The 14,244-nt window shown below is 62.2% G+C and carries 12 protein-coding genes; 6 read left to right on the top strand and 6 right to left on the bottom strand.

Translation table 11 applies throughout. The features are described 5' to 3' along the window. Positions 1-137: 137 nt before the first annotated feature. From ACODNH_RS15625 to ACODNH_RS15615, 3 genes are all read left to right on the top strand, one after another. Positions 138-1,448: a phosphoribosylamine--glycine ligase gene (locus tag ACODNH_RS15625; protein WP_434530534.1), complete on the top strand. Its 1,311-nt coding sequence runs from the start codon at positions 138-140 to the stop codon at positions 1,446-1,448. Between the two features lie 91 nt (positions 1,449-1,539). After that, the gene (locus tag ACODNH_RS15620; protein WP_306705750.1) at positions 1,540-1,791 is read left to right on the top strand and encodes a DUF7127 family protein; all 252 of its coding nucleotides are present in this window, start codon (positions 1,540-1,542) and stop codon (positions 1,789-1,791) included. Between the two features lie 106 nt (positions 1,792-1,897). Next, positions 1,898-2,908: a DUF368 domain-containing protein gene (locus ACODNH_RS15615; protein ID WP_306705749.1), complete on the top strand. Its 1,011-nt coding sequence runs from the start codon at positions 1,898-1,900 to the stop codon at positions 2,906-2,908. Positions 2,909-2,914: 6 nt separating this feature from the next. Here ACODNH_RS15615 and ACODNH_RS15610 read toward each other — a convergent pair whose 3' ends face one another. Both ACODNH_RS15610 and ACODNH_RS15605 read right to left on the bottom strand, forming a co-directional pair. Beyond that, entirely contained in the window at positions 2,915-4,018 is a 1,104-nt protein-coding gene (locus ACODNH_RS15610; RefSeq protein ID WP_306705747.1) for an NADH:flavin oxidoreductase/NADH oxidase, read from the bottom strand. A gap of 100 nt (positions 4,019-4,118) precedes the next feature. Beyond that, entirely contained in the window at positions 4,119-5,084 is a 966-nt protein-coding gene (locus ACODNH_RS15605; protein WP_306705745.1) for a beta-ribofuranosylaminobenzene 5'-phosphate synthase family protein, read from the bottom strand. A gap of 121 nt (positions 5,085-5,205) precedes the next feature. Between ACODNH_RS15605 and ilvD the strand changes: the two genes are divergently transcribed. Then, positions 5,206-6,933 (top strand): dihydroxy-acid dehydratase, encoded by a 1,728-nt coding sequence (gene ilvD, locus ACODNH_RS15600; RefSeq protein WP_306705743.1) that lies wholly within the window; start codon positions 5,206-5,208, stop codon positions 6,931-6,933. Between the two features lie 234 nt (positions 6,934-7,167). Here ilvD and ACODNH_RS15595 read toward each other — a convergent pair whose 3' ends face one another. Further along, entirely contained in the window at positions 7,168-7,410 is a 243-nt protein-coding gene (locus ACODNH_RS15595) for a hypothetical protein (protein ID WP_306705741.1), read from the bottom strand. Between the two features lie 326 nt (positions 7,411-7,736). Here ACODNH_RS15595 and ACODNH_RS15590 point away from each other — a divergent pair, with 326 nt between their 5' ends. Next, entirely contained in the window at positions 7,737-9,089 is a 1,353-nt protein-coding gene (locus ACODNH_RS15590; protein WP_306705739.1) for an ATP-binding response regulator, read from the top strand. Here the strand turns inward: ACODNH_RS15590 and ACODNH_RS15585 are convergent. Then, entirely contained in the window at positions 9,086-9,805 is a 720-nt protein-coding gene (locus ACODNH_RS15585) for a metal-dependent hydrolase (protein ID WP_306705737.1), read from the bottom strand. The two genes, ACODNH_RS15590 and ACODNH_RS15585, sit on opposite strands and share 4 nt — an antisense overlap. Positions 9,806-10,052: 247 nt before the next feature. Here ACODNH_RS15585 and ACODNH_RS15580 point away from each other — a divergent pair, with 247 nt between their 5' ends. After that, on the top strand, positions 10,053-11,261 hold the full coding sequence (locus tag ACODNH_RS15580) for an ABC transporter substrate-binding protein (RefSeq protein ID WP_306705736.1): 1,209 nt from the start codon (positions 10,053-10,055) through the stop codon (positions 11,259-11,261). On the opposite strand, the gene ACODNH_RS15575 is transcribed toward ACODNH_RS15580, so the two are convergent. Next, the gene (locus ACODNH_RS15575; protein WP_306705734.1) at positions 11,258-13,840 is read right to left on the bottom strand and encodes a heavy metal translocating P-type ATPase; all 2,583 of its coding nucleotides are present in this window, start codon (positions 13,838-13,840) and stop codon (positions 11,258-11,260) included. The two genes, ACODNH_RS15580 and ACODNH_RS15575, sit on opposite strands and share 4 nt — an antisense overlap. A gap of 140 nt (positions 13,841-13,980) precedes the next feature. Beyond that, entirely contained in the window at positions 13,981-14,244 is a 264-nt protein-coding gene (locus ACODNH_RS15570; protein ID WP_014039944.1) for a hypothetical protein, read from the bottom strand.

Raw genomic sequence — 14,244 nt, 5'->3', positions numbered from 1 at the left:
CCCGATGTGGGTTCATTTAAACAAACAGCGGGTATCCAACAGGCCGGCATAACAGTCCTGTGTCCGACCATCGCGATAGCAATGGCTGCGATTGGCAGGACGGCAACGTTTACCCTGCACCCGCTTGCAGACGTACCATGGCAAACTTCCTCTTCTGTTCGCTGGACGCAGCACTCATCGGCGACATTGCCTGGCAGGTCACCGAGGAGGGACACGACGTTCGCTATTACATCGAGGCCGACAGCGATCAGGAGATCGCCGATGGGTTCGTCCCGAAAACCGACGACTGGCGGGGGGATCTCGACTGGGCCGATGTCGTGATTTTCGACGATATCTGGGTGGGCAGCGATATCGGTACCGGCGAGATTGCACAGGAACTCCGGGCCGAAGGCCACGCCGTCGTTGGCGGGACACCCAACACGGACACGCTCGAAGAAGACCGCGGCTACGCGATGGAGATCCTCGAAGAACACGGTGTCAACACTATCGAGCATCACGTCTTCGAGGACTTCGACGCCGGTATCCAACACGTACAGGAGAACCCCGCACCGTACGTAATCAAACCCCTAGGGGAAGTCCAGAACGTCAAACGACTGCTCTACGTCGGGAACGAGGACGACGGGAGCGATATCGTCGACGTACTTCGAGCGTACAAGAAGGCCTGGGGCCATCGGATGAAGGGCTTCCAGCTGCAGCGGAAGGTCGAGGGCGTCGAAATCGCCGTCTGTGGCTTCTTCAACGGCGAGTCGTTCGTCGAACCGATCAACTTCAACTTCGAGCACAAGAAGCTATTCCCGGGCAACATTGGTCCCTCGACCGGTGAGATGGGAACCTCAATGTTCTGGGCCGGCCGGAACGAACTGTTTGAGGAGACACTCGGCAAGGTGGAAGGCTGGCTCGCCGACGAGGGGTACGTCGGCAGCATCGACATCAACTGCATCGTCAACGACAGCGGTATCTACCCGCTTGAGTTCACGCCGCGTTTTGGCTATCCAACGATAACGCTTCAGGAGGAGTCGTTCGAATCAGAGACGGGCCAGTTCTTCCTCGACCTGGCAAACGGGCGCGACCCGGAGTTGGCGGTCCATCGCGGGTATCAGGTCGCGGTTCGGGTCGTCCTCCCGCCGTTCCCGTTTGACGACGAGGACACATACGATGAGAACTCCCGCAACGCGGCGATCGTCTTCGAATCCGACAGCCGCGAGGGCGTCCACATCGAGGACGCAAAGCGGATCGACGGGCAGTGGCGGGTCGCCGGGGAGAGTGGAATGCCACGAGTTATCACGGGCAAAGGCGAGACGATGCAGGCGGCGCGAGAGCAGGCTTACGAACGCATCGACGACATCCTCATCCCGAACCGCTATTACCGCGACGACATCGGTGAGCGCTGGATCGACGGTGACGGGGACAGACTGCAGGCGTGGGGCTATCTCGGCCCGGCTCTGTAAGGACAGATTGCTTGCATTGTCTTGCGCTGTGCTCTTTGGCACGCGCCGAACGGGGACCTTTATGTGTGTAACACGTACTCATGGATGACGAATGGACGCACAAACTGAACGGTCGCCGCTACACGTCTCGCACACCGACCACGATGACGGCTGGACGGTTGCCGTCGACCTCAACTCACTTCAGGTTAGCGACGACTACGTGACAGTCGATGTAATTGGAACGGAAGCCGTCGTTGCCGTCGACGCCCCGCACCTCCAGACGGAGTTCGACATCGATCTGCCGGCCGCTGACGCAGTCCAGACACTCAGGAACGGCGTGCTCACGCTATCACAGCGGAGCTAACGCTGTCGCGGACTGCCTGTCCAGCCCTTGTTCCGTCGTTGTGATGATTCCATGACACGACGCAACTCCACAAGGGATTTCAGCGTGATGCTGGAAGCGTTCAGTGATGACCACCCATCCTGACCGAGACTCGAGCGACCTGCCGACCATTCGGGGCTCGGTGCCGCCGCTTCGTGCGTGGCTTCGAACGTTTCTCATCGGCCTCTGTATGGGCAGTGCCGACGGCGTCCCTGGCGTCTCTGGCGGGACAATCGCGCTTATCGCCGGGGTCTATGAGCGACTCATCGCCGCAATTACCGCCTTCACGCCGGGACGGATACTTCGGTTTTTACGCGCACTCGCTCCCGTAGACGGCGGTGTCGATATCCGTGGCGCGTTTTCGGAACTTCTCGAAATAGATATCTGGTTCCTCCTCGCGCTGGTCGCTGGCGTCGCCACCGCCGTTGTCATCGTAACGCGCATCGTTCACATCGCCAGCCAGGAAACGCCGGCACTCCTCTTCGGATTCTTCTTCGGGCTCATTGCCGCCTCAGCGATAGTGCTACTGCGAAGTCTCACAGTCGACTCCCCGTTCCAGATAGGGGCCGGCGTCGTCGGCTTTCTCCTCGCGTTCTACGTGTCCGGGGTGTCGACAGCCGCCACAGATGGTGGCGGCCTCGCACTGGTCTTCGTCGCCGGCATGATCGGCGTCAGCGCGATGATTCTGCCCGGCATCTCGGGGTCGCTGTTGCTCATCATCCTCGGCCAGTATACCCGCATGTCGACGGCCCTCAGCGAGTTCGTCGACGCACTCATCGCGCTCGTTACTGGCGGCCCAACCGAAGACGTGACTACGACCGCTGTGCCGGTCGTGACGTTCATTCTCGGCGGGCTCGTCGGCTTGTTCACCATTGCGCGCGTTGTCCGTCGGGCGCTTGCCTACAACCGCCGGGCCACGCTCGCGTTTCTCGTCGCGCTTGTCGTCGGCGCGCTGCGTGCCCCCGTCGTGGAAGTTCAGGAGAAGGTGGGTTTTTCAACGGATGTTCTCATCGCGTTCGTCGCCGCTGGTGCTGTCGGCGCGGTCTTCCTGCTCGTGCTCGACTGGTACGCCGTCGACCTCGACCTCGATAAAGTCTGACCTCCGTCAGAAGCCCCAGGCGCGGCGGTACTGCGGCGGCCCCTCGATTTCATCTGTCGCGTCGAGTTCCTTCGCAGCAGTCATCGCGAAGTACGGGTCCCGGAGGTGTTCACGGCCGACGATAGCCATATCGGCCCGGTCGTTGGCGATGACGGCCTCCGCCTGTTCGGGCGTCGTGATGCCGCCGACAGCGCCGACGGCGATATCCGACTCGGTTTCCTGTCGAATCTGCTCTGCGTACTGAAGCTGGTAGTTCGGGCCGGCGTAATCGGGGCGGGATTCGGGGTGGATACCGCCGCCGCTCACGTCGATGAAGTCCGCACCGATGTCAGCGAGTCGGTCCGACAGGCGCACGGAGTCCTCAACAGTCCATGCGTCGCGGTCGGGGAGCCAGTCAGTCGCCGAAATACGGACGAACACCGGCTTGTCGTCAGGCCAGACATCGCGGACAGCGGCGGTAACCTCTCGTGTCAGTCGCGTGCGGCTCTCGAAGTCACCGCCGTAGTCGTCCTCGCGGTGGTTCGTTACTGGTGAGAGGAACTGATGCAGGAGGTAGCCATGGGCGGTGTGAACCTCCGCGACCTCGAAGCCGGCGTCGAGTGCACGCTCGGCGGCGGCACGGAACGAATCGATGACAGCCTCGATACCGTCCTGGTCGAGTGCTGTCGTCGGTGGGGCCTCTTCGTCCTCGTACGGCCACGGGTCGTCGCTCGGGCCGACGACCTCCCAACCGCCGTCGTCGGACTGGAGCGGGTCGTGCCCATCCCACGGTCGTTCGATGGATGCTTTCCGGCCAGCGTGGGCCAGCTGAATGCCCGGTACGCTGCCCTGTTCGCTGATCAACTCCGTAATCGGTTCGAGTGCCGCTGCGTGCTCCTCGCTCCAGATACCCAGGTCTTCCGGAGAGATGCGACCGCGAGCTTCGACGGCAGTCGCTTCAGTCATGACCAGACCTGCACCGCCGACGGCACGAGAGCCGAGGTGTGTCCGATGCCAGTCGGTGGCGAGGCCGTCGCGGGCCCCACAGGAGTACTGGCACATTGGAGAGACCATGACGCGATTCGGGACTGTCGTCTCGCGAAGTTCCAGTGGTGAGAACAGTGCAGTCATCGATGAGGGTTCGCTGGCGAGACGGATAACCGCACTGGCGGCTGCAAGAGTCGTCGTTAGTTCCGGTGGCTCATACTGAACGGCCCCGCCGCAAGGCAGCCTATTCAGTCAGCGAGGCACCAGTGTTACTGGGCGCGACGACGCGAACTGTTCCGTCGACATCAGCCCTATCGAGTGCCAGCACGCCCGCTTCGCGGGCCTCCGATTCGTAATCCGCTGTCGTCAGTCCCCAGACGGTTGGCCCCCAAGAACTCTGGCCGGCCCCTGAAATAACTGGGGCGCTTGCCAGTGAATCGACGAGCGCACCGGCGGGCGGGCGGTAGACCCCGCCCTGTTCGTCAGCGTACCACGCACCATTGAGTCGGCCCAGCCGCGCCGCGGCCTGCCCGAAGTCGTCGTGGTCTCTGGTCGCAATCGCAGGGAGGACCCGGCGAGTCAGTAACGTCGAAATCTCGTCGGCAATGCCGGGGTCGGCACGCTCGACGGCCTGCCGCATGCTCTGGTCTTCCGCACTCCCACTCTGGCCGGGATCGGTGTCTGGAACGACGATGACAAAACGCCAGTGTGCAGGCACGTCGTGATGGGCCAGCACCGGCGGCACGTCCCAATCTCCCTCCGCCGGTGGCTCTGCTGTGAACCGCTCCGTCGGGTGACCACCATCGACGATGAACCCGCCTGACTCGAACGCGGCTACGCCGACGCCGCTCCGGCCACCCCGTCCCAGTTGCGGCGCGTACGTCCGTGCGTCAGCGGTCCGGTGGTAGGCCCGAACGACGGCAATGAGCGTCGCCAGCGAGAGCTGTGTGCCGCTCCCGAGGCCGACGTGTCGCGGGAACCGCTCCTTGACGGAGACAGCAGCACCGGGAACGTCAAGCACGTCGACGACGCGCCGGACGTACGGCTCAGTCGCCGGGTCGTCGCACTGCACCGTGTCGGCCCGTGTCGCCTCGACGGTCAGCCGCGGCTCATCGAGGGCAAGCCCGACGCCCCCATAAAGGCGCTCGTGGGCAAGCGAGAGGTTCTGAAACCCGAAGTGGAGTCGCGCGGCGGTCGTGACCGTCGGCATATCGCAGCGGAGGTCCCCGACGGAAAAGAACCTGCTGTCACCGGTGGGTTTCGCCGTACTTCTATGTGGGACGTTAGCGCGAGTACAAGTTATTTAAGGTTGCCCATGGCCACGGTGAAATATGAGCAATCAGGAGCGGCAAGAACGTCCGGAAAAAGACCCGGACCTGCGGAGTACCGAGGTAACGGAGGGGTACGAGAAAGCCCCCCACCGTGCGATGTTCCGCGCGATGGGCTACGACGATGAGGACCTCTCCTCGCCGATGATCGGCGTCGCGAACCCCGCCGCCGATATCACGCCGTGCAACGTCCATCTCGACGATGTGGCCGACGCCGCCTACGACGGCATCGACGACACCGAGGGGATGCCAATCGAGTTCGGGACCATCACCATCTCAGACGCCATCTCAATGGGGACCGAGGGAATGAAGGCGTCGCTCATCTCCCGTGAGATAATCGCCGACTCGGTCGAACTCGTCACTTTCGGCGAGCGCATGGACGGTATCGTCACCATCGGCGGTTGTGACAAGAACATGCCCGGGATGATGATGGCCGCCATCCGGACGGACCTGCCGAGCGTCTTCCTCTATGGCGGGTCGATCATGCCCGGTGAGCACGACGGCCGGGAAGTCACTATCCAGAACGTCTTCGAGGGCGTCGGCGCAGTCGCCGACGGCGAGATGAGCGAAGGCGAACTCGACGAGATGGAACGTCATGCCTGCCCCGGTGCGGGCTCCTGTGGTGGGATGTTCACCGCCAACACGATGGCATCTATCTCCGAAGCGCTCGGCTTCGCGCCGCTTGGGTCGGCTTCTCCACCGGCCGAACACGAGTCACGCTACGAGGAAGCCCGCCGAGCCGGCGAACTCGCCGTCGAGGTGGTGCAGGAACGTCGTAGCCCCTCGGATTTCCTCACCCGCGAGTCTTTCGAGAACGCCATCGCTCTGCAGGTCGCGGTCGGCGGTTCGACCAACGCCGTCCTTCACCTGCTTGCGCTCGCGGCGGAGGCCGGCATCGACCTCAATATCGAGACGTTCAACGAAATCAGCGCCCGGACGCCCAAGATCGCCGACCTCCAGCCTGGCGGCGAGCGGGTCATGAACGACCTCCACGAGGTCGGCGGTGTCCCGGTCGTGTTGCGGGCCCTGAACGACGCCGGCCTGCTCCACGGTGATGCACTCACGGTCACGGGCAACACAATCGCGGAGGAACTCGAACAGATCGACCCGCCAACGGTCGAGGACCTCGATGTGGACTATCTCAATACTGTTGCGGACCCGATCCACGAACGCGGTGCGATCCGCATCCTCTCGGGTAACCTCGCGCCCGACGGCGCGGTCATCAAGATTACCGGCGAGGACCACCTCCACCACGAGGGACCGGTCCGCGTGTTCGAACAGGAAGAAGGAGCCATGGAGTACGTGCAGGAAGGCCACGTCGAGTCCGGCGACGTGATCTGTATCCGCAACGAGGGGCCACAGGGCGGCCCCGGTATGCGCGAGATGCTGGGCGTGACGTCGGCCGTCGCCGGCCAGGGCCACGCCGAGGACGTGGCGCTGTTCACTGATGGCCGCTTCTCCGGCGCGACCCGCGGCTTCTCTATCGGTCACGTCGCACCCGAGGCGTTCGTTGGCGGCCCAATCGCCGCTCTGGAGGACGGCGACACCGTCACTATCGACATCGACGACCACGAACTGTCGGTCGACCTCACAGAGGACGAAATGGAACAGCGCCTCGAAGACTACGACCCAGAACCGACGTACGACAGCGGCGTGCTGGCGAAGTATCACAACGACTTCGGCTCCGCGGCCAACGGTGCGGTGACGAACCCCGGCGCAAAGTGGGAGTGAGAAACCGACAATAAACGGACATTTCACTGGACCGTGTGGAGTGAGATCCGGTTTTTTCGCCCACGTTTTTCGAGGGCCCCTCCCGAAGTGCCGATGGCGCGAGGAAGGGGGACGCTGAAAGAGGCGGGTGGCTAGCGGTGCGGTGACGAATCCCGGCGCAAAGTAGACTGAGAAGCCGACGGTAGTCGGACCTTTCACCGGACCGAAGGGAGCCGTCAGCGCGGCAGTACAGACTTATTTCCGTGTAACCGTGATGAGCCCCTCTTTGAGCGCCGCTTCGAACCGCTCGTCCAGTGTCATCTGGTCCCAGCCGTCCGGCCGGTTCTCAGCGGCGATTGCAGAGAGCGACTCGACCAGCGACCTGTGGAGGAACCGTTCGTTCTCGCCGCACTCGCTGCAGGTCCTGATGATCGACCGAACCTCGAAGTCCCGCTCGACGCCGGCCTGGCATCGGGCACACACGTACGTTTCGGACACACCTGCCCATACGCTGTCCGGATACTCGGTTGTTGTGAATCCTTTCACTTGGGTATCATTACTGGGTATCGGCTATCCTGTCGACGGCTCTTCCTCTCGGCAATCACCACACAGTTCTCTAGTTTGAGGACAGCCATCGTGATACGAGAGTGCTGTATAGCGACCAGCCAGCCCAGTTAGCGGGCCAACACAGAAGACGACCTGTCACTGCGGACGGCGCTAGTCAGTATTGGTCACAGGGGCTCGTCCCGTTGTTGCGTCCTGTTGCAGCGTTATCATGACTACTAAACCTATTTACAATCACAGTACAAATCGTGGGCGTGTTGATGTCCCCGCCGACTGTCCTCCTCGTCGCTGCCGAGACTGCTGCCGGAGAGCAGTTACAGGCGGCACTTGAACAGGCAGCAATTGACGCCGTAGTTGATACGACCGAGCCCGACTGCGTCGATACGACACTGCTACGTACTGCGGTTGACTGCCTCGTCGTTCCGGTGACGTGTGAGGGGATGGCGGGCGGCCATCTGGCGGAGGCAGCTACCGGCCTCTATCCGGACCTCCCAGTGATCATGTATGGCAGTGCGGCGGACCGCGGAGACCATATTCAAACGGTCGCTGCGGACAATCTGGGATCGCCGGAACTGGCAGCCGCAATCGGTGCGGCACTCGAAAACAGCGAGACAATGGCCGCACGACCGGCGTCCCGGCCGGAGACGATTCTCGCCACGATGTTCGAACGAAACTCCGAACACCTGTACGTAAAAGACACTGACAGGCACTATCTGTTGCTCAACGACTCTTCGTACGCACCCCCAGAACTGCTTGGCCGGCGAGACGAAGACGGGCTCCCCGCCGGGGCGACGTATCTGGATGCGGCACGCGGCGACGACTTACAGGTAATCAACGACGGGACCGACATCCTCGACGTCCACGAGTTCTCGCCGTCAATGGGGAAACACCTCCGAACGTCGAAGGTCCCCTGGTACGACGAAACCGATGAACTGGCCGGCCTCATTGGCATTACGCAGGATGTCACTGACCAGAAGGAGCACGAACGGCTCCTCAGGCAGCAGAACGAACGCCTCCGGAAGGTGGCGCTGCTGGCCGCACACGAACTCCGAAACGAACTTCAGGTATCGACCGGCCATCTCTCGCAGGTTGAGGCCGACGACGAGCATATCGACGCAGTCGAGCGTTCTATCGACCAACTCTCTGGGATTGTTGATAAAGTCGTCTCGCTGGCCACAAGTGACTCGCCGACGTTCGAGCCCGAACAGCAGTGGCTCTCGACGGTCGTCTGGGACGTATGGAGTTCGCTGTCGCTCGAAGCCGCGTCGCTCGAAGTAACATCTGACAGGCGACTGCTGGCGGACGCAGAGTCGATGCGACTGTTTCTTGAGATACTGCTCTCGAACGCCGTTGAGTACGGCGGCCCCGATGTTGCGATTCGCGTTGGGGCCACGTCGTCGGGATTCTTCGTTGCGGACGACGGGCCCGGCGTCGATGTCTCGCCACCAGAGCGGGTGTTCGAGGCGGGGTACGCATCAGAGAAGCAAAACAGCGGGTTCGGACTCTATATCGCGAATCGGATCGCAAAAGAACACGGCTGGTCGCTGTCCGTCGATGACAGCGAGGACGGCGGGGCGCGATTTACCGTAACCGACGTGGAACGACCCGATTAAAGCTCAAAGGTCTCGTCGCCGTCAAGGACGTGGACCTCGGCGTCGCTTCCGGTGCCTTTGACCTCGTTCACGAAGTCTTGCGTCTCGATTTCGATGGGCGGGAACGTATCGTAGTGCATCGGGAACGCGTGGTCGACGTCCAGCCAGTCGACGGCAATGGCGGCCTGCATCGGCCCCATCGTGAAGTGGTCGCCGACTGGTACCGCCGCGGCATCCGGTTCGAGGAACGGACCGATGACATCGCGCATCTCAGTCATGAGACCGGTGTCGCCGGCATGGTAGAACGTCGTCGACTCCGCGTCGCTGACCTGCGTCGGCTTCGTGTCGGAAATGATGAATCCGCCCGGCATCCCGCCGCTGGTACCGTAGCTGGTGTCTATGCCGTTGGTGTGGTCGGCCCGGTGCATCGTGACGAAGGCGTCGCCGATCTCGACGGTGCCGCCGAGGTTCATCCCCATGCCGCCGACGGCGTCGAACTCGCCAAAGTTGTCCTCGCAGTACTCGACTACTTCCGGCGTTGCCACGAGTCCACACCCCTCGTAGCGGTCCACGTCGCCGATATGGTCGGCGTGACCGTGGGTCAACAGCACGTAGTCGGGGTCCAGTTCCTCGGGATCGGTGTCTGTGTGTGGATTATCGAAAAACGGGTCAATGAGCAATTCGGTGTCGTCAACTGTCACGTGCCACGTCGAATGGCCGTACCATGTGAGTTCCATACCGGATACACGCTACTCGTGGCGTCTACTTAATATTACAGTGGACGAGCCTCGTGGTGTTCGATCCAGAGACCGGTGCCCAGCTATCATCGCAGGCAGCAGTCAGTCATGATGGGTATCCGAAAAGTCTTTCAGAGTATTCTCTGTCTGTCCGTTACACAGGCCCAACCCGTACCGTGCTTCGATGGGGAACGCTCTGGGGACGGGAACCGAAGTCGTTTTATAATTTTTAGGCTAGCCTAAAATCATGCCGAGCAACTCAAATGACCAGTCGGAGCTGACACGACGCGAGTACGTCGCCTGCGGCGGCACGGTCATCGCTGGTGGACTGCTATCTGGGTGTACGGGAAGCAGCGGCTCAGACCCGCCGAATTCGACAGACTCGGAGACTACCACGGGAACGACCACAACAACAGCAACGGAGTCCAAACCGACGGAGACGGCGGCCACCGATAAACCCTATCGCGTCACCGTCGAACCAGTGGGGGAGGTGATGTTCGAGACAGTGCCACAGACGTGGGTCGCAGAAAACGCCAGCTGGGCCGATATGGGCGTCGCACTCGGCCTGACCAAACCCAGTGCAGTCGTTCTCACCGGGGAGTACCGTACGTGGCATTACGAGGACGTTCCGGGACTTTCGCCGTCGAAAAGCGATATGAGTTCACTGTGGCAGGATGGAATCTCGAAGGAACTGCTACTCGAAATCGACGCCGGTGTTCACTTCATCGACCCCAACTACATGGCGAATCTCATCCCGAACTGGGGCCGGTCGGACGTCGAGGAGATGCACGAACGCGTCGGCCCGTTCTGTGGGAACACCAGTTTCTCGACGTACTCCTGGCACGAGGACTATCCGTACTACAGCCTGTACGAAGCGACCGAGAAGGTAGCCGCAGTGTTCCAGCGACAGGACCGGTTCCGGGCACTCTCGAATCTCCACGAAGCGTTCCTCGACCGATTGAAGGAACGGCTCCCCCCGGAAGACCAGCGCCCGGAGATCGCGCTCCTCTCACCAGGGTCAATCGAGCCGGAGACGTTCTATCCGTACCGGCTCGGGGACCGGACGGCGTACAAGCACTGGCGCGACCTGGGTGTGAGCGACGCGCTCGCCGGGAGTGAGATCCAGAGCTTCACCTCTGATCGGGGGACAATCGACTACGAGCCGCTTCTTGAGATCGATCCGGAGGTGCTGATGCTGTACACGGATACCCATCGTACAGATGCGGCATTCGAGGACACGTACCGCTCATTTCTGCAGGACCACGACACAGCAAGCCAGCTCACTGCCGTGCAGAACGGCGCTGTGTACCCGGCTGGCGGGATGTATCAGGGACCGATTATCAACCTCTCGAAGACAGAGCGCGCCGCAAAACAGCTGTTCCCGGACGAGTTCGACGAGGAAGAGACGCTGTATGACCGCCAGCGAATCGCGGACATTCGCGCTGGCGAGATCTAACCGTCGCCGCTTTCGGACCGAACCCGAGAGAGCCGCATGGCGTTCCCGGTCACAGCCGTTGTCATCCCGGCGTCGCCGGCCAACACAGCGGCCCAGATGGGAACGACGCCGAACGGCACAGCGAGCGCGAGCCCGGCCTTGACCGCCAGGCTGGCCCAGATGTTCTGCCGGATGACGCCGTTAGCGTCGTTCGCCAGTTCGTACAGATACGGGAGCTTCGAGAGATCGTCACTCATCAGGGCGATGTCGGCCGTTTCAAGCGCCGTGTCCGTGCCGGCGGCCCCCATCGCGACGCCCACACTCGCGCTCGCCAACGCCGGTGCGTCGTTGATACCATCCCCGACCATCGCAACGTCTTCGTACTCGGCGACGAGGTCATCGATAGCGGCGACTTTTTCGTCAGGCAGGAGTTCGGCCTGATAGTCGTCGATACCGACTTCTTGGGCGATAGCCCCCGCGGTGCGTTCGTTGTCACCGGTAAGCATCACCGTCCGCTCGACGCCCAGATCCCGGAGCCGTGAGACGGTGGCTTTCGCCGCTGGGCGCACCTCGTCGGCAACGGCGATGACACCCTCTATCTCTTCGTCCGTGCCCACGATGACGACCGTCTTCCCTTCAGCCTGAAGTTCGGGCACGGCGTCTTCCAGCAGGTCCAGACAGTTGTTGCGCTCACAGAGTTGCTGGGCCGTTTTCGTGACAACGCCACCATCGGTGGTGGCGTGGACGTGTGAGAGATCGAAGCCAAGGTCCTCGAATAGCCCCGGCTTCCCGGCGTAGTGGGGTGTCCCGTCGAGGTCCGCCCGGACGCCCTTGCCAGTGATGCTCTCGAAGTCATCGACGTCGGCGCTTTCGACGCCGGTCGTTCCCGCCTCCGCGACGATGGCTTCGCCGATGGGGTGTTCGCTCCGCTGTTCGAGTCCGCGGGCGCACTGCAAGACCTCGGCTTCGGTGTTCCCGTTCAGTGGAAGCACGTCGGTGACGGTCAGTTCGCCTTTTGTCAGCGTGCCCGTCTTGTCGAAGGCGACCACGTCGACCGCGCCCATCGCTTCGAGGTGGTTGCCACCCTTGATGAGCACGCCGTTTTTCGCGGCACTGGTGATACCTGAGACGACCGACACGGGCGTCGAGATGACGAACGCGCAGGGACAGGCCAACACTAACAGCGTCAGGCCGTGCACGACAGCGGTCGACCAAGCCACCCCGAATACGGCGGGGGACGCCAGCGTCACAAGGACGGCGAAGGCGACGACGACCGGCGTGTAGTACGCTGAGAAGCGCTCGACGAACTGCTCGCGCTCGGTCTTGTTCGACTGGGCGTCCTCGACCATCTGGACGATGCGCGAAAGGGTGTTGTCGCTGGCCGCCGCCGTGACCTGCACTTCCAGATACCCCTCCTCGTTGATCGTCCCCGCGTACACCTCGTCACCCTCGGTCTTGTCGACCGGGACGCTCTCGCCAGTAATCGGGGCCTGATTCACCGCGCTCGTTCCGTCGATGACCTCGCCGTCCATCGGAATCTTCTCGCCGGGCCTGATGACGACGACATCGCCGACCTGTACGTCGTCGACAGGCAGTACCTCCTCTTCCCCGTCACGCTTGACCGTCGCTTCATCGGGCGAGAGGTCCATTAGTTCCGCAAGCGAATTCCGCGCACGGTCCATCGAGTAGCGTTCCAGCAACTCCGCGACGCTGAACAGGAACGCCAGCGTTGCGGCCTCGAAGTACAGCGCCTCGCCGAAAGCCAGGCTCGCGGTGAGCGCGCCCAGAATGGCGATGGACATCAGCAGGTCGATGTCCAGATTCCGGTTTTTCAGGGAGAAGTAGCCGCCACGCAGGATTTCCTGGCCACCGGTCGCTACCGCGATGAGAAACAGAACGTCGTCGACGTACAGCGGCGTCCCCAGAACGCGTCCGACTTGCGCGTTCGCACCGGGCAGCAAGAAATCCAGAAAGAAAACGAGGCCCAGGGCGACGAACACGCCGCTGACCCACGTCTTCAGCGCCCGTGAGCTGGTCCAGATCGAGTTGTTCTCGTCCGACTGACCGGCCCCCGTGTCGTCCTCGCCCGTCGTCTCCGTAACCTCGTACCCGGCGCTCTCGATAGCCGCCGCGATGTCCCGCTTCGCCGTCGCGTTCGGGTTGTATGTGACAACGACTGTTCCGGTAGTCGGGCGTGTTTCGGCACTTCTGATGCCGTCGACCCCGCCGAGCGCGCTCTCGACCTTGCCGGCGCAGGATGCACAATCCATCTCCGGGACGCCGAACCGCAACGTCTTGCCGCCGTCGTCTGCGACAGTGTAGCCCGCCGCTTCGACGCGCGCCGCTATCGCGTCCATGTCGGTCTCGGTTTCGTCGTATTCGACGGTGAGCTGACCCGTTGTTACCTGCGGGTCAACGGCCTTGATGCCAGACAGTTCACGGACGCTCGACTCGACCTTGCCCGCACAGGAGGGACAGTCCATCTCTGGGACGGACAGTTGTGCGACGTGGGCCCCATCGTGGGAGTGCGCTGCTGGAGGAGGGTCGTCACTCGCACTGCCACACCCGTCATCGTTCGAACAGCTGTCGGACTCCGTCATTACCGGTGCTAGGCTACCCGGTCTTATTAATTCAGCTGCTAAATTAACCGCTCAAAGTGGGATTGATTAATAAATAAATTCAGATTCGTTATTAAATCGGCCGATATCGACCGTGTGGCTGACTGAGCCAGCAGCGACCCTCAGTCGAACGGCGTCGTCCGCGTCGGTTTCCCCTGTGCGTACCGGATCCAGCGCCGCATATGCCGGCCGACTGCCCAGAACAGTACTACAGTCATCGCCAGTAGCGCGGACAAGAAGACGATTCCCAGCCGTATCGGTTCCTCGGTCGGGAGGCCGATGAGCAACACGATTGTGCCCACGAGTGCCATCTCGACACCACACCGCAGTCCGGGCAACACGAACCCCGGTGTCGGCGTTTTCGTTCCCGATGAATCCTCTGCCAT

This window comes from Haloarcula sp. NS06 (genome assembly GCF_051122755.1).
Classification (GTDB): Archaea; Halobacteriota; Halobacteria; order Halobacteriales; family Haloarculaceae; genus Haloarcula.
This window is presented reverse-complemented; position numbering and strand designations above follow the sequence as displayed.